Here is a 21,934-nt window from a genome sequence, read left to right on the forward strand (position 1 = left end):
ACCACCGAGCACACACCGCACTCGGCGGCCACCCACCCGCCAGCCGCGTACCTAACCTCTCAGGTCAGTACACCTAGCGCCGGAGCCTCAACGATCCCGCGACGAGCGGGAGCCGCTCCGGAAGTAGGCGTTCGCCGCGGGGCCGAACATCAGCGCCATGGCGGCCAGGACGGCCGCGAGATGCATGATCCGGCTGACGGCGAACACGAACGTCATCGCCTCGGCATCCGCGACGGCCTGGACGAGCGAGTTCCCGTCGAGCAGCCACTGGATCGGCTCCATCACCAGCGAGAGGGTGCCGAAGATGCCGAGAGTCAGGGCGAGGGCGATACGGGCCCAGCCGCGGCCCCGGCGCAGGTGCACCGCCATGAAGATCGCCACGGCGAAGACCGTCAGCCGGAAACCCATCTCCGGGGCGAGGTCGGTGAGCGACGCCGATCCGTCGGCCAGCATGCCGGCAACAGCCAGGGTCGCCTCGAAGGCACCGGCGCCGACGGCGGCGAACCAGAGCGCCGACGCGGTCCTGACGCTTCGGGGAACGGTCGGCGGGTCGGCCAGAAGCTGGGGTGCGAACTGCGTGGACATCGATGACACCTCTCGGGCGAGCGCTGAACGTTACCCCCAGAGTCTTCTCCGCCCACCAGGAGAGATCGTGCCTGCCCGCACGCCAACCGGAGGTAGGGAGTGCCCTACCTCCGGATACAACGCGTCCAGCACCCGGGCGACCGGCTGATACAGGCGAGGCCTCGAACACGACCGCGCCGTGCGACGGATCGCGTTCCGATATCCGTTGCGGGGCGCCCCCGGCAGAACGTCACCCGGGCGACGATCTCCGCGGTGCGGGGCGGTGGAGGGTCGAGAGCACGGTGTCCGCCGAAGCGAAACACGGCAGACCGTGACGCTGCCCCCTGGAGCCCCATTAAGGCCAGAAAAAAGTTATTCTGCAAACTTTTTATCCGATTTCACATTATCTTCAAGGAGTATTTTTAAGATTCCATAGCGATTTCATGACACTCCGAAACTCGAGCTATAGCCTTTGTCGACATGCGAGAACCCGATAGCACCTATGTGCGCAGGAAAGCATGCAGAGTAGCTAAAACGCCACAGTTGTGCATATCGGACGATATGGTACTTACTCATCATACGTTTGACGTGGATCACTTCTTCGATGAGCCGAGATATGAGATGGAGCGAGAGATATCCCTCCTGACCGGCCAACTCTCCGTGGAAGCCGCCAGCCGGTATCGACGAAAGATAATAAACGCTAGAGACCTTGAGTTGGCCGCAGTAAGGTACACCACAGCAGGCAGGCTCCGAGGCGAAGGATTCGCTGTGGTCCACACACCAGGGCGCGTACGCGCAGAGTGTGATGCCATCGGCCAACATGTCTCGGTAATCTGGCCGGCGGAAGATCCCCTCAACGTACAGAAGATCCCCTGGCCTCCCGCAGTGACGAAGAGCTTCGTCGAGTGCTTCAATGGATACAGGGAAGACGGGAGGTGAGGCGGATGAATCTGGACTTGATGATCAAGCGCGGGCAGTTTCCCTGGCGGCCCAGGCCAGAGGCAACGGAGCTCGATGTTTGGCACGAGTACGAGATCCCGCTGACAGGAACCTTCCGCCTGAGCGGACGCCTGGTGTTGTTCACCCAGGTTTTGGAGAGTTCACACGGTCTCTCCGCATGGGCATACATGTGCCTTGAGCCTGAGGAGAGCGACGAGGTGTCCCTGACCACCTTCGCGTCGATAGACGAGATGCGGGAGTTCGTGGAGACCAGGTTCCGAGGCAGGGAAGCGGTTCTCACACTGGCCAAGGCTGACCGAATCATCGACCGGTGGACACGCAGCAGGGTGAAAAAAGATCTTTCATCCACCGTTGAAGACTTCCTCAACGGCATCATACGAAGCGTCAACGAAGTCTCAGACCCCGAGCAGCGCATCCGCGCCAAGTTCGCAGGCCTGGAAGCCGCAGGGTCCGAACTCGCGCCGGCGTAGTCTTCCCGGAAACATAGGGCTCAGGGAATCAGGCCCTCGACGGCCAGGTCGGTCCACAGGGCTTCGGGGACGGGCTTGGCGGTCAGTTCCGCGTTGCGGACGACCTCGGCGGCGGAGCGGGCGCCGATGACCACGCTGGTGACGGCCGGGTGGCGCAGGGGGAAGGCCAGGGCCGCCTGGGGGAGGGTGACGTCGTGGCGTTCGCAGACGGCGGCGATGCGGCGGGCGCGCTCCAGGAGCGGGCCAGGGGCGGGGGCGTAGTCGTAGGTGCCCGACGGGTCGTGGGTGGCCAGCAGGCCGCTGTTGAACACCCCGGCGGCGAACACCGAGACGCCGCGCTCGGCGCACAGGGGCAGCAGTTCGTCCTCCCCTGACTGGTCGAGGAGGGTGTAGCGCCCGGCGAGCATGACCGTGTCGACGCCGGTCTCGCGGACGAACCGGGCGAGCATCGCCCCCTGGTTCATGCCGACCCCGACGGCCTTGACGACACCCTGGTCACGCAGCTCGGCCAGGGCCGGGTACGCCTCGGAGACGGCCTGCTCCCAGTGGTCGTCCGGATCGTGGATCAAGACGATGTCGACCGCGTCGAGGCCGAGCCGCTCCAGGCTCTCCTCCAGCGACCGCAGGACCCCGTCGCGCGAGAAGTCCCACACCCGGCGCAGGTCGGCGGGGACGTCGAAGCCCTGGTCGTCCCGGCCGAAGGGCCCCTCGCCGGTGGCGGGCACGAGCAGGCGGCCGACCTTGGTGGACAGGGCGTAGGAGTCACTGGGCCTTTCCGCCAGGGCGGCGCCGAGCCGTCGTTCCGACAGGCCGAGCCCGTAGTGGGGCGCGGTGTCGAACAGGCGGACCCCCGCCTCGTAGGCCGCGTCCACCGCCGCGCGCGCCACGTCCTCGCCGACCTCCGAGAACAGGTTCCCGATCGGGGCCGTACCGAAGCCGTACCTGCTGACCTGCACCGCTCGCTCCGTTCTGTACCGCTTCATGTTTCTCATGCCGCTTGATGCCTTTGTACCGCTTCACCGGCCTGCGGGTGGCTTCACTCCGTACGGGCTCCCGCCACCCGTACGGCTTCCCGGGTCCGCGCAGGCGTCGCGCCCGTACGGTCTCGTGTCCGTACGGGCTGCGCGTCCGCGCGGCTCACGCCCTCGTCAGGAAGGGCGGAGCCGCGTCAATCCTGGGCCTTACCGCCCGCCAGGCGGCTGATCATCAGGGCGACCAGGATGATCGAGCCGTAGACGAGCTGCTTCCACTCGCCGGGGACGCCCTTCAGGGTCAGGATGTTCTCGACGAGGCCGATCACCAGGACACCGGTGAGCGCGCCGAGGATCGTGCCCTTGCCGCCGTCCATGCTGACGCCGCCGATGACGGCCGCGGCGAAGGCCATGAAGATCCAGCCGACGCCCTGGTTGGCGCTGATGCCGCCCAGGCGTCCGGTCTCCAGTACGCCGGCGAGCGCGGCGACGATCCCGCCGATGACGAAGACGACCCAGACGACCCGCTCGACCCTGATGCCCGCCGCGCGGGCGGCGTCGGCGTTGCCGCCGATGGCGTAGAGCGAGCGGCCGCCCCGGAAGTAGCCGAGGGCGACGATGGCCACCGCGAAGAGGACGCCGGTGATCCAGATGGCCGCCGGCAGGCCGAGCCAGTTGGCACTGCCGAGGTAGAGGAACGACTCGGGCAGCTCGAACAGGCTCTTGCCCTGGGTGAGTCCCAGCTGCAGGCCGTGCACGACGATCATCATGGCCAGCGTGACGATGAAGGCCGACAGCTGGAACCGCAGGATCAAAAAGCCGTTGAAGGCGCCGACCAGGCCGCCGACCAGCAGGCACAGCGGGATCGCCAGAATGCCGGGCAGCTCCAGGCCGAACCCTCCGGCCGCCACCGGGATGACCAGCATCACGCCGACGGCGGGCGCCATGCCGACCGTGGACTCCAGCGACAGGTCGAACTTGCCCGCGATCAGGATCAGCGCCTCGGCGAGAACCACCAGCGCCAGGGCCGACTGCTGCTGCAGCACGTTGGTCAGGTTGCCCGGGGTGAGGAAGACCGGGTCGACGAAGGAGCCGGCGATCAGCAGAACGACGATCACCGGGACCAGGGTGAGGTCGCGGAACCGTCCGAGCTGGATGCGCCGGCCCTGGGGGGCCGCCAGCGCGGGCGGGGGGGTCTTTGTCGTGGTCATGAGTGGTCGATACCTTCCATCGCCGCCACCAGCTCGCTGTCGGTCCAGCCTCGCGGCACGTCCTTGACGATCCTGCCGTGGAACATGACGAGAACGCGATCGCAGATTCGCAGGTCGTCGAGTTCGTCGGAGACGAGCACGGCCCCCGCCCCGCGATCGGCCGCGTCCTCCACGGCGCCGAGCAGGGAGTGCTTGGCCTTGACGTCCACCCCGGCGGTCGGGTTGATGACCACGAGCGCGTTCGGGTCGTCCGCGAGCGCCCTGGCCAGCACCACCTTCTGGGCGTTGCCACCGGACAGGTCGGCCACCGGCTGGTCGGGGCCCGTCGTCTTGATGTCCAGCAGGTCGATCATCCTGGCGCCGCGCTCGCGGCGGCGGGCCGGGGAGACCACGCCGTAGCGGCCGAGCTTGTGGGCGATCGGGATGGTCGCGTTCTCGGCGATCGACAGCAGCGGGACGAAACCCTGGTGGTGCCTGTCCTGGGGGACGAACCCGAGCCCGGCGCGGAGCGCGGAGGGCACGTCGCCCTGCTTGATGTCGGTGCCGTTGACGGTCACCGTCCCGGTGTCGGCCCGGTGCAGGCCGACCAGGGTCTCGGCGAGACCGACCTTGCCGCTGCTGCCGGAACCGGCGAGACCGACGATCTCGCCCGCCCTGACGGACAGGTCCACGTTCTCGTAGCGTCCGGCGAGGGAGAGCGCCCGCGCGGACAGCACCACGGGGGCCGAGGGGGCGGCCGTCCGGGTGCGGTACTCGTAGGCGGCGGTGGCCTCGCCGGTCATCGCGTCCACGAGCTGGTCGTGGGGCAGCTCGCCGACCGTGGCGGTGGCGATGTGCCGGGCGTCGCGGAAGACCGAGACGCTCTGGCAGATCTCGTACACCTCCTCCAGGTGGTGGGAGATGAACATCATCGTGACGCCCTGCTCCCGCAGGGAGCGCATCCGGTCGAAGAGCCGCTGGATGGCCGGGCCGTCGAGCTGTGCGGTGGGCTCGTCCAGGATGATGAACCGCGCGCCGAACGACAGCGCCCTGGCGATCTCCAGCAGCTGGCGCTGCTCGACCCCCAGGTCTCCGGCCATGGTCTCCGCATCGACGTCCACGCCGTACTGCTCAAGCAGCTGGCGGGCCCGCGTGCGCAGGTTCCGCCAGCTGATCCTGCCCCGCTCTGTCTGGCGGTTCAGGAAGAGGTTCTCCGCGACGGACAGGGTGGGGATGATCGTCGACTTCTGGTAGACGCACGCGACCCTCTGCCGCCAGGCGTCCCGGTCGGCCGGCGACGGCGCGGGCTGCCCGGCGAAGCGGACCTCACCCTCGTCGGGACGCTGGAGCCCGGTCAGGATCGACACCAGCGTGGACTTGCCCGCGCCGTTCCTGCCGACGAGCGCGTGCGTCTCCCCCTCGGTGATGGCGATCCCGGCACCGTTGAGCGCGGTGGTCGGGCCGAAGCGCTTGGTGATCCCAAGCGCCTCGACTGCCTTGACGGAAGATGTCATCACTTGACCTGGTTGCCCCAGAGAGCCTGGTCGTCCACGTTCTCCTTGGTGACCAGCGGAGCGGGGAGCTGGTCCTCAAGGCCGTTCGGCAGCTGGATGATCGTGCTGTCGTGGTCGGTCGGGCCGGGCTGGAAGGTCTTGCCCTCGGACGCGGCCTTGGCGTAGAAGAGCGCGTACTTGGCGTAGAGGTCGGCCGGCTGGGAGACCGTGGCGTCGATCTCACCCTTGCGGATGGCGTCGAACTCCTGGGGGATGCCGTCGTTGGAGACCACGAAGACGTGCTTGGGGTCCTCCGGCGGCACGATCAGGCCCTTGGCCTTGAGCACCTGGAGGGTGGGGGCCAGGTGGACGCCTCCGGCGTGCATGTAGACGCCCTTGATGTCCGGGTGCTGCTCGAGGCGGGTCTGGAGCATGGAGGCGGCCTTCGTGCCCTCCCACTCGGTCGGCTCCTCGAAGACCGTGATGCCGGGGAACTTGTCCTTCATGCAGCCGCGGAACGCCTCGGCACGGTCACGGCCGTTGATCGAGGACAGCGCGCCCATGAGCTGGACGACCTTGCCCTTGCCACCGAGCTTCTCACCGAGGAACTCGCACGCCTTCGTGCCGTACGCCTTGTTGTCGGCCCGCACGACCATGTAGACCTTGCCCTTGTCGGGGCGGGTGTCCACGGTGACGACGGGGATGTTCTTGCCCTCCAGCGTCTGCAGCGTGGAGGCGATGGCACCGGTGTCCTGCGGGGACATGACGATCACCTTGGCGCCCTGGCCGGTCAGGGCCTGGGTGTTGGCGACCAGCTTGGCCACGTCGTTCTGCGAGTTGGTCGGCGGCATCAGGTCGACGCCCAGCTCGGTCGCCATCTGGGGGACGTACTTGTTGTACGAGTTCCAGAAGTCGGAGTCGGTGCGGGGGAAGTCGATTCCGACCTTGCCGCCCTGGGGGGCCGCGGCCGCGTCACCGGTGGGCTGGGCCGCGGTGGTGGCGGGCTCCGACGATCCGCAGGCGGAAAGGGTGAAGGAGATCGCGAGCAGTGCCGCACCTGTCGCCGCGGGTCCGATTTTCATACCGTTGCCTCGATTCAAAGCTATATGGGGGGTGAATTATTTGTAGACCGCTATCTCATCCGGCGGGACGGCCCCCGCCGTCGCGCCTTCGTGGCCTGACCTGCGCCTGGGCCCGGAGCTGAGCCTGGAACGGGGTTCACACCCGGCCCCCGGTCATGACTTCGGCCGGAGCCTGAGCCCCTGCATCCCGCCGTCCACGGCCAGGACCGTACCGGTGGTGGCCGCCGCGAGCGGGCTCGCGAGGTAGGCGATCGCCGCGGCGACCTCCGGGGCGCTCACCAGGCGGCCCATCGGCTGGCGCCCCTCCAGGGCCGCCCGCTCGGCCGCCGGGTCCTGCGCCGCGTCGAGCAGGCGCTGCACCCAGGGGGTGTCGGCGGTGCCCGGGTTGACGCAGTTGACCCGGATTCCCTCATGGACGTGGTCGGCCGCCATCGCCAGGGTCAGCGACTGGATGGCCCCCTTGGACGCGCTGTAGAGCGCCCGCTGGGGCAGTCCCGCCGTCGCCGCGATCGAGCAGGTGTTGACGATCGCGGCGTGCGCCGAGCGGCGCAGGTGCGGCAGGCTCGCCCGGGTGACCCGGACGATGCCCAGGACGTTGACGTCCAGGACCCTGGACCACTCCTCGTACGAGTTGTCCTCGATCGTGCCGGCGGCGCCGATCCCGGCGTTGTTGACCAGGATGTCCAGGCCGCCGAGCTGCTCCACGGCCAGGGCGACGGCCGTGCGGACCGCCTCCTCGTCGGTGACGTCCGCCTTGACCTCGACGAACGGGCCACCGGAGGCGTTGATGTCGAGGGAGGCCACTCTCGCGCCCCGCTCGGCCAGCAGGGTGGCGGTGGCCAGGCCGATGCCGGATCCGCCACCGGTGACCAGGGCGCGCAGACCGTCGAACTCATCCATTGAGGGACCTCCATACCGGGCCGTCGGGGTAGGTGTAGTCGATGATGGAGGCGGCGTGCATGGCCGCTCCGAAGCCGGGCGTGCTCGGCGCGGTGTAGGCGCCGTTCTCGATCACCACAGGGTCGACGAAGTGCTCGTGGAGGTGGTCCACGTACTCGATCACCCGCCCCTCCATCGAGCCGCTGACCGCGACGTAGTCGAACATCGACAGGTGCTGCACCAGCTCGCACAGGCCGACCCCGCCCGCGTGCGGGCAGACCGGGACGCCGAACTTGGCGGCGAGCAGCAGGATCGCGACGTTCTCGTTCACGCCCGCGACGCGGGCCGCGTCGATCTGCAGGTAGGAGATCGCGTTGGCCTGCAGGAGTTGCTTGAAGACCATGCGGTTCTGGACATGCTCGCCGGTGGCCACCGGGATGGGCGCGATGCCCCGGGCGATGGCGGCGTGGCCGAGCACGTCGTCGGGGCTGGTCGGCTCCTCCACCCAGTGCGGGCGGAACTCCGCGAGGGCGTTCACCCAGGCTATGGCGGAGTCGACGTCCCAGCGCTGGTTGGCGTCGATCGCGATGGGGAAGTCCTCGCCGCAGGTCTCGCGGGCGATGCGCATCCGCCGCCTGTCGTCCTCCAGATCGGCGCCGACCTTCAGCTTGATCTGGGTGAAGCCCTCGTCCATCGCCTCCTTGCACAGGCGGCGCAGCTTGTCGTCGCCGTAGCCGAGCCATCCCGGTGAGGTCGTGTAGGCCGGGTAGCCGTGCTCCCTCAGGCGGGCCACGCGCTCGCGCCTGCCGGGCTCGGCGGCGCGCAGGATCTCCAGCGCCTCCTGCGGGGTGAGCGCGTCGGTGAGGTAGCGGAAGTCGACCAGCTCGACGAGCTCCTCGGGGGACATCTCGGCCAGCAGCAGCCAGAGCGGCTTGCCCGCCCGCTTGGCCTTGAGGTCCCAGAGCGCGTTGACCACGGCGGAGATCGCCATGTGCATGACGCCCTTCTCCGGGCCGAGCCAGCGCAGCTGGGAGTCGTGGACCATGTCCTTCCAGAGCGCGCCCATGTCCTCGACGTCCCTGCCGAGCACGTACGGCTCCAGGGCCCTGATCGCAGCGGTCTGCACCTCGTTGCCGCGCCCGATGGTGAAGGCGAAGCCGTGGCCCTCGAACCCGTCGTCGGTCCGCAGGACGAGGTAGGCGGCCGAGTAGTCGGGGTCGGGGTTCATCGCGTCGGAGCCGTCGAGCTCCAGCGAGGTGGGGAAGCGGATGTCGTGGGTCTCCATCGCGGTGATGCGGTACCCGCCGACCCCGGCCAGGATCCCCTCCGCGGCCTCGCCCTCGGCTCCCTCGACCGTGGTCGCCTCGCGGATGTCGATTCTGTCGCTCATGCCTGCCCCATGGTCTGTCGCTGGCTCCCGAGGCCGTCGATCTCCAGCTCCACGACCTGCCCGGCGCGCAGGTACGGCGTGCCGGGCAGGCCGAGCGCGACGCCCGCGGGGGTGCCGGTGTTGATGAGGTCACCGGGTTCGAGGACCATGAACCGGCTGAGGTAGCGGACGACCTCCGCCACGGTGAAGATCATGTTCTTGGTGTCGCCGTTCTGGAACTGCGCACCGTCGACCCACAGGCGCAGGCCCAGGGCCTGCGGGTCGGGGATCTCGTCGGGGGTGACCAGCCAGGGGCCGAGCGGGTTGAAGGTCTCGCAGGACTTGCCCTTGTCCCACTGGCCGCCGCGCTCCAGCTGGAACTCGCGCTCGGAGACGTCGTTGGAGATGGCGTAGCCCGCGATCTTGGACAGTGCCTCCTCGTGCGTCTCGACGTAGCGGGCCGTCTCGCCGATGACGATCGCCAGCTCGACCTCCCAGTCGGTCTTCACGCTGTCCCTGGGGATGAGCACCTCGTCGTTGGGCCCGACGATCGTGTTGGGAGCCTTCATGAAGATGATCGGCTCGGCCGGGATCGCGGCGTTCGTCTCCGCCGCGTGGTCGCGGTAGTTGAGCCCCACGCACACGATCTTCCCGGGCCGCGCGATCGGGGCGCCGATCCGCAGTCCCTCGGCGTCCAGCACGGGAAGCTCGTCCCGCTCCAGCGCCTCGCGGACACGAGCCACTCCCCCGGAAGCGAAGAAAGCCCCGTCGATCTCGGCTTCCGAGATTTCGCGGAGATTACCGGCCCCGTCCAGGACGGCCGGTCGCTCCTGGCCGACGGGTCCCACTCGCAGCAGCTTCACACCGCACCCTTCGTTGATACATCGGATGTCTTGTCTCGTGATGCTGAACGACGCCGAACCCCGGTGTCAACCCCTCACGGGCCGATACGTCCGATCCGTTATCGAGGAGAAATCGCAGCTGGCAGGGGTTATGCCGGATCGTTCCCTACCTTTGACCTTCAGTCATCGGATTTTCCCGCGCAGAAGGAAACGGAGATCATCTGGGACGTTCGCGGTGGTGAGAGGCACAAAAGTGATCAACCGGCGATAAACATCGGAGGATGAGGCTTGTTACGGCGGAATTTCGGTGCTATCTCCTTGAAACAGTCCCGCCCTGTGATCGGAGGAATCCGTTGCACCGCCCCCCTCGACGACGTCTCGGCGTCGCCCTCCTCGCCGCCCTCACCCTCGCTACCGGGTTATACGGTCAGAACTCGGCCAACGCGGAGCTGTCAGCAAACATGACAAGGCTAGATACACCCGATGACTTGACGCTCTGGTATGACAAGCCGGCCACCGACTGGGAGACCCAGGCGCTGCCGATCGGCAACGGCGCGCTGGGCGCCATGGTGTTCGGCGGTGTCAACAGCGAGCAGATCCAGTTCAACGAGAAATCCCTGTGGACCGGCGGTCCCGGCGCGAACGGCTACGACTTCGGCAACTGGACCTCCCCCAGGCCGAACGCGATCGCCGAGGTCAGGGCACAGATCGACCGCGACGGCAAGATCTCCCCCGAGGCGGTGGCGGCAAAGCTCGGCCAGCCCAAGAGCGGCTTCGGCGCCTACCAGACCTTCGGCGACCTCTGGCTGGACATGCCCGAGATTCCCGAGGGCACCGCCACCGGCTACCGCCGGGAGCTGAACCTGCGCGACGCGGTCGCCAAGGTCGGCTACACCGCGGACGGGGTGACCTACTCCCGCGAGTACTTCGCCAGCTACCCCGGCAACGTCGTCGTCGGCCGGGTCTCCGCCGACAAGGGCGGCAAGGTCTCCTTCACGCTGCGCACCTCCTCGCCGCGTGACGACAAGCAGGTCTCGGTCTCCAAGGGCCGCCTGACCGTCAGGGGCACGCTGGCCGACAACGGCATGAAGTTCGAGTCGCAGGTCCAGGTGCTCACCCAGGGCGGCACCCGCACCGACGGCACCGACAAGATCACCGTCACGGGCGCCGACAGCGCGACGTTCGTCCTGTCGGCGGGCACCGACTACTCCGACGTCTACCCGGCCTACCGGACCGTGGACCCGCACGCCAAGGTGACCAAGGCGGTCGACAGGGCCTCCCGCAAGTCGTACGAGGAGCTCAGGTCCGAGCACCGGGCCGACTACCGGAAGCTGTTCGACCGGGTCAAGCTGGACCTCGGGCAGAAGACCCCGGCCATCCCGACCGACAAGCTGCGCGCGGCGTACACCGGCGGCGCCTCGACCGACGACCGGGCGCTGGAGGCGATGTTCTTCGCCTACGGCCGCTATCTGCTGATCGCCTCCTCCAGGGAGGGGTCGCTCCCGGCCAACCTGCAGGGGGTGTGGAACAACTCCACCAATCCTCCCTGGTCGGCCGACTACCACGTCAACATCAACCTGCAGATGAACTACTGGCTCGCCGAGCAGACCAACCTCGCCGAGACGACCGAGCCGTACGACAGCTACATCCAGTCGATGGTCGCCCCCGGGCAGAAGACCGCGCAGGAGATGTTCGGGGCGCGCGGCTGGGTGGTGCACAACGAGACCAACCCGTTCGGCTTCACCGGCGTGCACAACTGGGCCAGCTCGTTCTGGTTCCCCGACGCCGCGGCGTGGGTGACCCAGCAGATGTACGACCACTACCGCTTCAGCGGCGACACCAAGTACCTGCGCAAGACCGCGTACCCGGTGATGAAGGGCGCGGCCGAGTTCTGGCTGGACACCCTCTACACCGACCCGCGTGACGGCAAGCTCGTGGTCTCCCCCAGCTACTCCCCCGAGCAGGGCGACTTCACGGCCGGCGCCTCGATGTCCCAGCAGATCGTCTTCGACCTGCTGACCAACACCCTGGAGGCGGCGAAGAAGCTGAAGACCGACAAGGCCTTCCAGGCCGAGGTGACGGCCGCGCTGGCCAAGCTCGACCCGGGCATCCGGATCGGTTCCTGGGGACAGCTCCAGGAGTGGAAGGAGGACCTGGACGACCGGGGCAACACCCACCGGCACGTCTCCCACCTGTTCGCCCTGCACCCCGGACGGCAGATCACGACCGGCACCCCGGAGGCCGAGGCGGCCAAGATCTCGCTCACCGCGCGGGGCGACGGCGGCACCGGCTGGAGCAAGGCGTGGAAGATCAACTTCTGGGCCCGCCTGCTGGACGGCGACCACTCGCACAAGATGCTCAGCGAGCAGCTCAAGAGCTCCACGCTGGACAACCTGTGGGACACCCACCCGCCGTTCCAGATCGACGGCAACTTCGGCGCCACCTCCGGCATGGCCGAGATGCTGCTGCAGAGCCAGCACGACACGGTCCACGTGCTGCCCGCGCTGCCGTCGGCCTGGTCCACCGGATCGGTCACCGGCCTGCGCGCCCGGGGCGACGTGACCGTGGACGCCTCGTGGAAGGACGGCAACGCCGACAGGGTCACCGTGCACGCCGGAACCTCCGGCCCCCTCAAGGTCCGCGCCGCCATGATCGGTGGCCGCTACCACGTCGAGGACGAGCGCGGCAGGACGATCGACCCGCGCCGCGACGGTGACGTCATCACCATCGACGCCAAGGCCGGAAGGTCCTACACGCTCGTCAACGAGGTGACCGTCAAGATCACCGCTCCCGTGATCGCGGGCGCCGGCGAGTCGATCCCGGTCACCGTCACCGTCACCGCGACCGGCAGGGAGAACGTGCCCGCCGGCACGCTGACCCTCGCCCTGCCGCAGGGCTGGACCGCCACCCCCGCCTCGATCCAGGTGCCCGCCGTCTCGCCCGGCAGCCCCAAGACCTTCTCGTTCTCCGTGGCCGTCGGCCCCGCGAACGGGACCAGGTCCGCGCGGGTCGCGGCCGAGCTCTCGGGAAGCGGCTGGAAGGCGGGCAGCTCGGCCGCCATCGGCCTCAACCCGTGCGTCACCCCGCCGGCGGACAGGGCGGTCGTCGCCTGGGACCCGACGTCGGGCACGACCGTCACCGACGGCTCCGGCAGCGGCAGGAACGCCAACATCGTCGGCAGCGCGACCTACGACACCGAGGCCCCGAGCGGCAGCGGGCTGGTCCTGAGCGGCTCGACCTACCTCACGACGGAGAGCACCCTGCTGGGCTACATGCCCGAGGCGACCTTCGCGGCCGAGGTCAAGATCGGGGGGACCGGCTACCGGAGGCTCTTCGACTCCCAGCCTGGCGGCAACCCCGGCACCGACGGGATCATCGTCGACCTGACCCCCTCCAACACCCTGCGCTTCATCGGCGCCGGGCAGAACGTGGGGCTCAGCGGGACGATCCCGACCGGCCGCTACATCGACCTCGTCGTCACCATGGACCGCAACGGCGTGATCAACACCTACGTCGACGGCACCCGGGTCGGCGGCGGCACGGCCACCAACGACGGCATCACCGGCTGCACCTCCCGGCCGCTGCGCTTCGGCGCCGACCAGGACGGCGGCCAGCGCCTGAGCGGCGCGGTCGACCGGATGGCCATCCTGCCGAAGGCCCTGACCGCCGCGGAGGTGGGCACCTGGCGCGACATCGCGTTCTGATCCCGTACGCGATCCGCCCCTGATTCCAGTACGGGTTCCATTTCCGGTTCCCGTACCGGAACCGCCCCTGGGGCATCCTGATTCACTCCGCTTCATTCCCGCTTCACCCCGCGAGGCCCGGCAGGCACACGCCTCCCGGGCCTCGCGGCCGTGCGCGGCGCCGTGCGGGGCGCTCGCGGCTGTTGCCCGGGACGCCAACTTGACGAGGTTCCCTTCCCGTAATAGAACACGTTTCAGAAAGAAGAGTCACCAAACGCCTGATCAAGCGCTTGGTGACTCGGCGTGCCCCCGGGCGGGAGGCGGGAAAACCGGAAAGCCCGCTATCGCCACGTCCGCGACGAACGCCCCGCGAACGGGTAGGGTACGCGGCTGACCACTCCCCAGGCCGCACCGACAATGAACCGCGTCACGAGAACGCCGACCCGGTTCGCAGGAGGACCAATGGATATCGATCTGGTCGACCAGGACTTCTATTGGCGAAACGGCGCGCCTTACGATCAGCTGGCCTGGCTACGGGCGAACGCGCCCGTCTACGCGCACCCGGGCGACGCCGAGCGGGACTGGCCGGGCTTCTGGGCGGTCACCAAGCACGCCGACGTGGTGCAGGTCTCCCGCCGCTCCGACCTGTTCTCGTCGAGCAGGAAGCTCGCGCTCTTCAACGAGATGCCCGAGGACCAGATGGCCCTCCAGCGGATGATGATGCTCAACCAGGACCCGCCGGACCACACCCGGCGGCGCTCCCTGGTCAACCGGGGCTTCACCCCGCGCATGATGGGCACCCTGGAACAGCACATCCGCGACATCTGCCACGAGCTGGTGGACGAGGCCAAGGGACGCGGGTCGGTCGACTTCGTCAGGGACATCGCCGCCCCGCTGCCGCTGTACGTGATCTGCGAGCTGCTCGGCGCCCCCGTCGAGGACCGTGACAAGATCTTCAACTGGTCCAACCAGATGATCGGGGCCGAGGACCCGGACTACGCGGCCGACCCCGACGAGGGCACGAACGCGGCCGCCGAGGTCTACGCCTACGCCAACACCCTGGCCGCCGAGCGGCGCGCACAGCCCCGCCAGGACATCGTCACCAAGCTGATCATGCCCGACGCCGCAGGGGAGACCCTCACCGAGGAGGAGTTCGACCTGTTCGTGCTGCTGCTGGTGGTCGCCGGCAACGAGACCACCCGCAACGCGGCCTCGGGCGGCATGCTCGCCTTCTTCGAGAACCCCGAGCAGTGGCGGCGTCTGGTCGCCGACCGCACGCTGGCCCGCACCGCCGCCGACGAGATCGTCCGCTGGGTCGCCCCGGTGAACCTCTTCCGCCGTACGGCCACCACCGACACGACGATCGGCGAGCAGGAGATCAAGGCCGACGACAAGGTCGTGATCTTCTACAGCTCCGCCAACCGGGACGAGGACGTGTTCGCCGACCCCGGCACCTTCGACATCGGCCGCGACCCCAACCCGCACATCGGCTTCGGCGGCGGCGGGGCCCACTTCTGCCTGGGCAACCACCTCGCCAAGCTGGAGCTGCGAGTCCTCTTCGAGGTGCTGGCCGAGCGGCTGCCCGGCCTGGAGCAGACCGGCCCCGCCCGCCGCCTCCGCTCCAACTTCATCAACGGCATCAAGGACCTGCCGGTCTCCGTCGCCTGAGGTACAGCAGGGCGTGGAGAGGCCGCGCGGCCTCTCCACGCCGTCGTGGCGGGAACCGGGCGAATCCCCCGATCCCCGGCCGACACGTTTCGCGAGGGGCGTCGTCACGCCCACTTTTAAACACTTTGTTGAACTCATTACATTGACAACAGAGTGTTCATCGGATCATCCTGGTCGCATGCCCACGAACCACGACGGATCATCCGACCCCTTCACGCCTCCCGACCCGGGCACGACCCGGGCGCACCGCGAGTACGCCTCCCTCTCGCGCATCGCCGAGCGCCACGCGACCGACGAGGCCCGGCGCCTCCGGCAGGTCCACCCCACGGTCCTCGGGCCCCACGAGGCCGTCAGGCTCGTGACGTTCCTGCTGAGCGGCAGCGCCCATCGCGAGGAGGGCGAGCCGGAGGTGGACCACGCCGACATCACCGCCGCCCTGACCCTGCTGCCCAGGGCCCGCGCGGAGATGGACGAGCTTGAGGCGTCGCTTCTCCTCATGGCGCGGGGCCGCGACCTCACCTGGCAGGAGATCGCGTTCGGCCTCGGCCTCGCCACCCCCCAGGCGGCCAAGCAACGCTACGAACGCCTGGCAGGCCGCACCACCGCCCGCTGACCCGGGACACGAGCGAGCCGGTCTAGGAGACGGCGCGCGGCGTGGCACCGGTTTCCAGCAGTTCCTCGATCAGGTCGGCCGCGCGGACGGTGCCGCCCTCGCCTCGGACCTCGTCCCGGAGCTTCGCCAGCCGGGCCGCCACCTCCGGGTCGGAGGTGAGGTCGAGCAGGGCGGCGCGCAGCGCCTCGGGGGTGGCCTCCTCGGTGTCGATCCGGCGGCCGACCCCGAGCTCCACGATCCTGTCGGCGTTGCCGAACTGGTCGGTGGCCTGCGGGACGGCGATCATCGGGACGCCGCAGTACAGGCCCTCCTGGGTGCCGCCCATGCCCGCGTGGGTGACGAACGCGTCGGCCTGCTCCAGGATCGAGAGCTGCGACACCCAGGAGCGCACCTCCACGTTGGCGGGGATCACGCCGAGTTCCGCCTGGTCCACGAACCTTCCGACCTGGAGGACGACGTGCCAGCCGAGCAGGTCGCCGAAGGCGGCCAGGCAGGAGCGGTAGAAGTCCGGCAGGTTGGTGAAGGCCGAGCCCAGGGAGACGAGCAGCACCTTCTCCGCGCCCTCCGGGCGGATCCAGGGCTCCTGGTGGGGGCGGGTGGCGAAGCAGGGTCCGGTGAAGGTGATCCGGGCGGGATCGACCCGGTCGGCGTTGGGCTGCATGACCTTCGGGATGAGCGCCAGCGCCCGTGGCGGGCGGCCCCCGAAGTCGTGGGAGTCGGTGCCGCGGATGCCGTTGTCGTGCAGCCACTCCTCGAACCGCCGGTAGTGCTCGGCCCCGCCCGGAGCCTTCCTCAGCTCCTCGATCATCGGCGCCACGTCCTCCCGGTAGCCCTCCCAGGCCACGTAGGTCGGCGAGAGCTGCATCAGGGGGAGGCCCCAGTTCTCCGCGAGCACCCGGGCGGCGTAACCGCCGATGTCGTAGAGGAACAGGTCGGGCCGGTCGTTCTCGTACGCGGCGCGGAGCCGCGGCAGCATCGAGATCGCGTCGCCGAGGAAGACGTCGAGCTGGCCGACCGTGTCCTTGGGCCATTTGCCGGTGTCGCCCATGGGCAGGGTCGAGGCGTACGGGACGAGCTCGGCCCCCGCGCCGGTGATCACCTCGGCGAAGGACGGGTCGTTGGCGTAGGTCACCCGGTGCCCCCGCGCCACCAGCTCCCTGATCACCTCGATGCTCGGGTTCACGTGACCCGGCGCGGGGATGCTGACCATCGCGATATGCGCGCGTCGGGACATGGTTTCTCCTCTGTCGAAGCCGTCTGTCGAAGCTCTGCTAGAAACGATACGTATCGTCTCGCTCATGGGTTCAGCATTCCCTATGTCGCACGCGCCGTCAAGACGAGACGTTCCGGCTCGCCTGATGGGCGGGCACCGGCCGACCGGGGCGGGCGGAGTCCTCGGGCCGCTCCAGGACCATGTCACGGCCCCTGGCGCCACTTCGGCGCCGCCTCGTGCCGCGCCCGGCGCCGTTCGGAACCGGCTCAGGGCGGCCGGTGCCGCCTCAGGCGCCCCGGCTTCGGGGGCGGTTCAGGGCCGGCGTCTCCTTGGAGCCCCGGCTTCACCCGTCGGCAGGACCGGCTCGGTGTCGCCCGGGGCCGCTCGGTGTCGCCCGATGTCGCCCGGTGTCGCCCGGGGCCGCTCGGGGCCGGGCCGGTGTCACTCAGGGACCGGTTCGGCGCCGGGCCGGTGTCAGCGGCCCGCCTCGTCAGGGCCAGGAGGAGTCCTGGTCGGGGTCGCCGCCCTCGGAGAGCAGCTTGACGTCCGACTCGACCATCATCGCCACGAGCTCCTCGAAGGCGACCGTGGGCTCCCAGCCGAGCTGGACGCGGGCCTTCTTCGGGTCGGCGCAGAGCAGGTCGACCTCGGCCGGGCGGTGCAGGGTCTGGTCGGTGACGACGTACCGCTCCCAGTCGAGCCCGGCGGCGGCGAAGGCGGCCTCCACGAGGTCGCGGACCGTGTGGGTGCGGCCGGTGCCGATCACGTAGTCCTCCGGCGTGTCCGCCTGGAGCATCAGGTGCATCGCGCGGACGTAGTCTCCGGCGAACCCCCAGTCGCGGCGCGCCTCCATGTTGCCCAGGCGCAGCTCCGAGGCGAGGCCGAGCTTGATCCTGGCCACGCCGAGCGTCACCTTCCGGGTGACGAACTCGGCGCCCCGGCGCGGGGACTCGTGGTTGAACAGGATCCCCGACACCGCGTACATGCCGTACGACTCGCGATAGTTCTGCGTCAGGAAGTGCCCGTACGCCTTGGCCACGCCGTACGGCGAGCGGGGGTGAAAGGGGGTGATCTCGGTCTGCGGGGTCTCCCGGACCTGGCCGAACATCTCCGAGGACGAGGCCTGATAGAACCGGATCTGGTCCGATCCGGCCACCGTGCGCGAGGAGGAGATGCCGGAGCAGACCCGGATGGCCTCCAGCATGCGCAGCACGCCCATGCCGGTCACCTCGGCGGTGAGCTCGGCCTGCTCCCACGACATGGGGACGAACGAGATGGCGCCCAGGTTGTAGACCTCGTCCGGCTGGACCTTCTCGACGGCGGAGATCAGCGAGCCCTGGTCGAGCAGATCACCCCGGACGAGCTGGACGTCCTGGAGAAGCTTGCGGAGCCGCGATACGCGGGGGTTGGCCTGCCCTCGGGCGAGGCCGGAGACCTCGTAGCCCTGACTGAGCAGGCACTCGGCCAGATAGGAACCGTCCTGCCCGGTGATACCGGTGATCAGCGCGCGCCTGGCCAACGCGTCCTCCTCGCTTGCGGGGGCGGCGACCTATGCCTGGTCTTGTGCCGTTTGATGGCGAATGTACCCGCACACCCCCAGGCGGGCATCATCACCCCACAGCAGACCTAGAACGCGTTACACCGAATCACGCTCGGTAAGGCTAACTTCCCAGTTCGCACGCCGTGAAGCACGATCTAGGGACAATTCCACATCAGGTGCAACAGAGCTACCGAATGGTAAGGTCCGAGGACTAAGGTCATCTTTCACGGTACCTGTCCCCTTTTCGGACAGGTTGAGAAGGGGGTTGCCGTGCCGGGTGCTGAATCACTGCGGGTCGCGCTGCTGTCGTATCGCAGTAAACCGACCTGCGGTGGGCAGGGCGTCTACCTGCGTCACCTCAGTCGCGAGCTGGTCGCCCTCGGGCACAGCGTGGAAGTCTTCTCCGGCCAGCCCTACCCGGAGCTCGACGAGGGCGTCATCCTCACCAAGATCCCCAGCCTGGACCTGTACCGCGACGAAGACCCCTTTCGCACCCCCAAGCTGCACGAATACCGCGACTGGATCGACTGGCTCGAGGTCGGCACCATGTGGACCGCCGGATTCCCCGAGCCGCTGACCTTCAGCCTGCGGGCGTACCGCGAGCTGAAGAAGCGCGTCGGCGACTTCGACGTCGTGCAGGACAACCAGACCCTCGGCTACGGCGTGCTCGGCATCCAGAAGCTGTTCCCCGTGGTCGGGACCATCCACCACCCGATCAGCGTGGACCGGCGCATCGAGCTGAAAGCGGCGACGCTGCGCAAGAAGCTCCCGATGCGGCGCTGGTACGGCTTCGTGCGCATGCAGGCCAAGGTCGCGCCGCGGCTCAACCCGATCCTGACCGTCAGCGAGTCGTCTCTCGCCGACATCCACCGCGACTTCAACGTGCCCCAGAAGAACATGCGGCTCATCCCGCTGGGCGTCGACACCCGCTACTTCCACCCGCGCCCGGATATGCCCAAGCGGCCCGGTTCCATCGTCGCGGTGGCCAGCGCCGACTCCCCGATGAAGGGCGTCGCGACGCTGCTGCGGGCCGTGGCGAAGCTCGCCACCGAGCGCGACGTCAACCTGACCGTGGTCAGCAAGCCCACCCCCGGCGGCCCGACCGAGAAGCTCGTCGCCGAGCTGGCGCTGCAGGACCGGGTCAGGTTCGTCCACGGCATCTCCGACACCGAGCTGGGCGAGCTGATCGCCACCTCGGAGATCTCCGTCGTCCCCTCCCTGTACGAGGGCTTCTCGCTCCCGGCCGTCGAGCACATGGCCTGCGGTACCCCGCTGGTCGCCAGCCGCACCGGGGCACTGCCCGAGGTCGTCGGCGACGCCGCCGTACAGGTGGCCCCGGGCGACCCCGAGGAGCTGGCCGCGGTGCTGCGCCGCCTGCACGACTCCCCCGAGGAGCGGGCGACGGTGGGCAAGAAGGGCTACGACCGGGCGATGGAGCGTTTCACCTGGAACGTCGTCGCCAAGCGGACCGTGGAGGCCTACCACGAGGCCATCCAGGCCCGCCGCGCGAAGTGAGCGACACCCCGAACGACCACCTGTGAAGAGGAGCGGCGAGTGCTGACTGTCGACTTCGACCGGCTGCCCGTGGGACCAGGGACCCGAGTCCTGGACCTGGGCTGTGGCGGCGGACGGCATGCTTTCGAGGTGCTGCGGCGCGGCGCCGACGTGGTGGCCTTCGACATGGACGCCAGGGAGCTCGAAGGCGTGGCGGACATGTTCGCCGCGATGGACAAGGCCGGGGAGGTGCCGCCCGAGGCGACGGCGGACACCGTGACGGGCGACGCGCTCGACATGCCGTTCGAGGACGGCAGCTTCGACCGGGTGATCGCGGCCGAGGTGCTGGAGCACATCCCCGACGACATGGCCGCGATGCGCGAGATCTTCCGGGTGCTCAAGCCGGGCGGCCAGGCGGCCGTCACCGTGCCGAGCTTCCTGCCCGAACGGATCTGCTGGGCACTCGACGAGGCGTACCACACCGCTCCCGGCGGGCACGTCCGCATCTACACGCTGGCCGAGCTGAGCGCGAAGCTCAAGTCGACGGGCTTCACCATCGGCCCGCACCACCACGCCCACGGCCTGCACGCGCCGTACTGGTGGATCAAGTGCGCGGTCGGCGTGGGCAACGACGACCACCCGCTGGCCAAGGCGTACCACGAGCTGCTGGTCTGGGACATCATGAAGCGTCCCGCCGCCACCAGGATCGCCGAGGCGGTACTCAACCCGCTCATCGGCAAGAGCGTGGTGCTCTACGTCCGGAAGCCCGCGTGACCTCTGAAGGAGAGGCAGTGAGCGGCTCCATGGAGTGGGAACAGGTCGTCCGGACCGCGTGGAGCATCGCGGCGGTGCAGGAACCCGACGGCGGCGTCCCGTGGCCCGAGGGGCACGTGGACGCCTGGAACCACGTCGAGTGCCTGATGGCGATGAGCGTGGCGGGGCTCACCGACCAGGTCCGCCGGGGGTACGACTGGCTGGTCCGCACGCAGCGGGCCGACGGCTCCTGGCCGATGAAGCTGGTCGGGGGCGAGGCCGTCGAGCAGGGCGGGGAGTCCAACCACGCCGCGTACATCGCGGTCGGCGTCTGGCACGAACTGCTGGTGACCGGGGACGAGGACTTCGCCCGGCGGATGTGGCCGGTCGTCCGGGCCGCGCTGGACTTCGTGGTCGGCCTGCAGACCACCCGGGGTGAGATCGTCTGGGAGCGCGCGGCCGACGGCAGGCCCGCGGGGTACGCCCTGCTGACCGGCTGCGCCTCCGTCCACCAGGGCCTGCGCTGCGGTGTGCTGCTCGGCGAGCACCTGGGTGACCCGCAGCCCGACTGGGAGCTGGCCGCCGACCAGCTCGGCCACGTGCTGGCCGCCCACCCCGAGGCGTTCGCCGACAAGAGCCGCTTCTCGATGGACTGGTACTACCCGATCCTGGGCGGCGCGGTGCGCGGCCCGGCCGCGGAGGCGCGGCTGGCCGAGGAGTGGGACACGTTCGTGGAGCCGGACCTCGGCATCCGCTGCGTCTCCGACCAGCCGTGGGTGACCGGCGCCGAGACGTGCGAGCTGGTGCTGACCCTCGACGCCCTGGGCGACCGGGAGCGGGCGCGGAAGCTCTTCTCGGACATGCAGCACCTGCGGCACGAGGACGGCTCGTACTGGACCGGCTGGCAGTTCGTGAACGAGAAGCACTTCCCGCACGAGCGCTCGGCCTACACCGCGGCCGCGGTCGTGCTCGCCGCCGACGCGCTGGCCGGGTACACCCCCGCCTCGGGCGTCTTCCGCGACGCGGGCATGTACGTGACCGACCGCCCCACCGCCGCCTGCGGCTGCAGCCACGCCCGCTCCCGGAGCTGAGTTCCCGGCCCCGCTCCGGCGGTTTCTTTGCACGGAATCAGAAACGTGGTGCTTGAAGG

The 21,934-nt window shown here is 69.1% G+C and carries 18 protein-coding genes; 8 read left to right on the top strand and 10 right to left on the bottom strand.

The features are described from left to right. Positions 1 to 87: 87 nt before the first annotated feature. The gene (locus ACSDR0_RS42800) at positions 88 to 585 is read right to left on the bottom strand and encodes a hypothetical protein (protein ID WP_435294705.1); all 498 of its coding nucleotides are present in this window, start codon (positions 583 to 585) and stop codon (positions 88 to 90) included. Positions 586 to 1,152: 567 nt separating this feature from the next. Here ACSDR0_RS42800 and ACSDR0_RS42805 point away from each other — a divergent pair. Both ACSDR0_RS42805 and ACSDR0_RS42810 read left to right on the top strand, forming a co-directional pair. After that, entirely contained in the window at positions 1,153 to 1,503 is a 351-nt protein-coding gene (locus tag ACSDR0_RS42805) for a hypothetical protein (protein ID WP_435294706.1), read from the top strand. A 5-nt stretch (positions 1,504 to 1,508) separates the two neighbouring features. Next, positions 1,509 to 1,994 carry a hypothetical protein gene (locus ACSDR0_RS42810; RefSeq protein ID WP_435294707.1) on the top strand — a complete coding sequence of 162 codons (486 nt, stop codon included), beginning with the start codon at positions 1,509 to 1,511 and terminating at the stop codon, positions 1,992 to 1,994. Between the two features lie 20 nt (positions 1,995 to 2,014). Here the strand turns inward: ACSDR0_RS42810 and ACSDR0_RS42815 are convergent, their stop codons facing one another. From ACSDR0_RS42815 to ACSDR0_RS42845, 7 genes are all read right to left on the bottom strand, one after another. Beyond that, a complete protein-coding gene (locus tag ACSDR0_RS42815; RefSeq protein WP_435294708.1) occupies positions 2,015 to 2,950 on the bottom strand; it encodes an aldo/keto reductase in 936 nt (311 codons plus the stop codon). Between the two features lie 212 nt (positions 2,951 to 3,162). Next, positions 3,163 to 4,176 (bottom strand): ABC transporter permease, encoded by a 1,014-nt coding sequence (locus tag ACSDR0_RS42820; protein WP_435294709.1) that lies wholly within the window; start codon positions 4,174 to 4,176, stop codon positions 3,163 to 3,165. Further along, positions 4,173 to 5,669 carry a sugar ABC transporter ATP-binding protein gene (locus tag ACSDR0_RS42825; protein WP_435294710.1) on the bottom strand — a complete coding sequence of 499 codons (1,497 nt, stop codon included), beginning with the start codon at positions 5,667 to 5,669 and terminating at the stop codon, positions 4,173 to 4,175. The genes ACSDR0_RS42820 and ACSDR0_RS42825 overlap by 4 nt, the downstream gene beginning before the upstream one ends. Beyond that, positions 5,669 to 6,730 (bottom strand): sugar ABC transporter substrate-binding protein, encoded by a 1,062-nt coding sequence (locus ACSDR0_RS42830; protein WP_435294711.1) that lies wholly within the window; start codon positions 6,728 to 6,730, stop codon positions 5,669 to 5,671. Before ACSDR0_RS42830 ends, ACSDR0_RS42825 begins: the two co-directional genes overlap by 1 nt. A gap of 153 nt (positions 6,731 to 6,883) precedes the next feature. Further along, positions 6,884 to 7,630, bottom strand: a complete 747-nt coding sequence (locus tag ACSDR0_RS42835) for an SDR family NAD(P)-dependent oxidoreductase (RefSeq protein WP_435294712.1) — start codon at positions 7,628 to 7,630, stop codon at positions 6,884 to 6,886. Beyond that, positions 7,623 to 8,999 (bottom strand): L-fuconate dehydratase, encoded by a 1,377-nt coding sequence (locus tag ACSDR0_RS42840; RefSeq protein WP_435294713.1) that lies wholly within the window; start codon positions 8,997 to 8,999, stop codon positions 7,623 to 7,625. Before ACSDR0_RS42840 ends, ACSDR0_RS42835 begins: the two co-directional genes overlap by 8 nt. Next, on the bottom strand, positions 8,996 to 9,841 hold the full coding sequence (locus ACSDR0_RS42845; protein ID WP_435294714.1) for a fumarylacetoacetate hydrolase family protein: 846 nt from the start codon (positions 9,839 to 9,841) through the stop codon (positions 8,996 to 8,998). The genes ACSDR0_RS42840 and ACSDR0_RS42845 overlap by 4 nt, the downstream gene beginning before the upstream one ends. A 467-nt stretch (positions 9,842 to 10,308) precedes the next feature. Between ACSDR0_RS42845 and ACSDR0_RS42850 the strand changes: the two genes are divergently transcribed. The 3 genes from ACSDR0_RS42850 (at position 10,309) to ACSDR0_RS42860 (ending at position 15,784) form a co-directional block, all read left to right on the top strand. Next, on the top strand, positions 10,309 to 13,524 hold the full coding sequence (locus ACSDR0_RS42850; RefSeq protein ID WP_435294715.1) for a glycosyl hydrolase family 95 catalytic domain-containing protein: 3,216 nt from the start codon (positions 10,309 to 10,311) through the stop codon (positions 13,522 to 13,524). A 441-nt stretch (positions 13,525 to 13,965) separates the two neighbouring features. After that, complete coding sequence (locus ACSDR0_RS42855) at positions 13,966 to 15,171, top strand: cytochrome P450 (protein WP_435294716.1); 1,206 nt, start codon at positions 13,966 to 13,968, stop codon at positions 15,169 to 15,171. A gap of 178 nt (positions 15,172 to 15,349) precedes the next feature. Further along, complete coding sequence (locus ACSDR0_RS42860) at positions 15,350 to 15,784, top strand: DNA-binding protein (RefSeq protein ID WP_435294717.1); 435 nt, start codon at positions 15,350 to 15,352, stop codon at positions 15,782 to 15,784. Between the two features lie 22 nt (positions 15,785 to 15,806). On the opposite strand, the gene ACSDR0_RS42865 is transcribed toward ACSDR0_RS42860, so the two are convergent. Both ACSDR0_RS42865 and ACSDR0_RS42870 read right to left on the bottom strand, forming a co-directional pair. Further along, entirely contained in the window at positions 15,807 to 17,018 is a 1,212-nt protein-coding gene (locus tag ACSDR0_RS42865; protein ID WP_435294718.1) for a macrolide family glycosyltransferase, read from the bottom strand. Positions 17,019 to 17,487: 469 nt separating this feature from the next. Next, positions 17,488 to 18,516 carry a GDP-mannose 4,6-dehydratase gene (locus ACSDR0_RS42870; RefSeq protein WP_435294719.1) on the bottom strand — a complete coding sequence of 343 codons (1,029 nt, stop codon included), beginning with the start codon at positions 18,514 to 18,516 and terminating at the stop codon, positions 17,488 to 17,490. A 291-nt stretch (positions 18,517 to 18,807) separates the two neighbouring features. Here ACSDR0_RS42870 and ACSDR0_RS42875 point away from each other — a divergent pair, with 291 nt between their 5' ends. The 3 genes from ACSDR0_RS42875 to ACSDR0_RS42885 are packed head-to-tail and all read left to right on the top strand — an operon-like array spanning position 18,808 to position 21,875. Beyond that, positions 18,808 to 20,052: a glycosyltransferase family 4 protein gene (locus ACSDR0_RS42875; RefSeq protein WP_435294720.1), complete on the top strand. Its 1,245-nt coding sequence runs from the start codon at positions 18,808 to 18,810 to the stop codon at positions 20,050 to 20,052. 39 nt (positions 20,053 to 20,091) lie between these two features. Continuing rightward, positions 20,092 to 20,805 (top strand): class I SAM-dependent methyltransferase, encoded by a 714-nt coding sequence (locus tag ACSDR0_RS42880; protein WP_435294721.1) that lies wholly within the window; start codon positions 20,092 to 20,094, stop codon positions 20,803 to 20,805. Positions 20,806 to 20,834: 29 nt separating this feature from the next. Next, the gene (locus ACSDR0_RS42885) at positions 20,835 to 21,875 is read left to right on the top strand and encodes a prenyltransferase (RefSeq protein WP_435294729.1); all 1,041 of its coding nucleotides are present in this window, start codon (positions 20,835 to 20,837) and stop codon (positions 21,873 to 21,875) included. Positions 21,876 to 21,934 lie beyond the last annotated feature (59 nt).

The organism is Streptosporangium sp. G11 (assembly GCF_051192615.1).
GTDB lineage: Bacteria > Actinomycetota > Actinomycetes > Streptosporangiales > Streptosporangiaceae > Streptosporangium.

What these genes read in the sequence shown, in the direction of transcription:
- ACSDR0_RS42830 (WP_435294711.1), bottom strand. Translation starts at nt 6,730, where the DNA reads ATGAAAATCGGACCCGCGGCGACAGGTGCGGCACTGCTCGCGATCTCC.
- ACSDR0_RS42835 (WP_435294712.1), bottom strand. Translation starts at nt 7,630, where the DNA reads ATGGATGAGTTCGACGGTCTGCGCGCCCTGGTCACCGGTGGCGGATCC.
- ACSDR0_RS42865 (WP_435294718.1), bottom strand. Translation starts at nt 17,018, where the DNA reads ATGTCCCGACGCGCGCATATCGCGATGGTCAGCATCCCCGCGCCGGGT.
- ACSDR0_RS42800 (WP_435294705.1), bottom strand. Translation starts at nt 585, where the DNA reads ATGTCCACGCAGTTCGCACCCCAGCTTCTGGCCGACCCGCCGACCGTT.
- ACSDR0_RS42855 (WP_435294716.1), top strand. Translation starts at nt 13,966, where the DNA reads ATGGATATCGATCTGGTCGACCAGGACTTCTATTGGCGAAACGGCGCG.
- ACSDR0_RS42860 (WP_435294717.1), top strand. Translation starts at nt 15,350, where the DNA reads ATGCCCACGAACCACGACGGATCATCCGACCCCTTCACGCCTCCCGAC.
- ACSDR0_RS42885 (WP_435294729.1), top strand. Translation starts at nt 20,835, where the DNA reads ATGGAGTGGGAACAGGTCGTCCGGACCGCGTGGAGCATCGCGGCGGTG.
- ACSDR0_RS42810 (WP_435294707.1), top strand. Translation starts at nt 1,509, where the DNA reads ATGAATCTGGACTTGATGATCAAGCGCGGGCAGTTTCCCTGGCGGCCC.
- ACSDR0_RS42820 (WP_435294709.1), bottom strand. Translation starts at nt 4,176, where the DNA reads ATGACCACGACAAAGACCCCCCCGCCCGCGCTGGCGGCCCCCCAGGGC.
- ACSDR0_RS42840 (WP_435294713.1), bottom strand. Translation starts at nt 8,999, where the DNA reads ATGAGCGACAGAATCGACATCCGCGAGGCGACCACGGTCGAGGGAGCC.
- ACSDR0_RS42825 (WP_435294710.1), bottom strand. Translation starts at nt 5,669, where the DNA reads ATGACATCTTCCGTCAAGGCAGTCGAGGCGCTTGGGATCACCAAGCGC.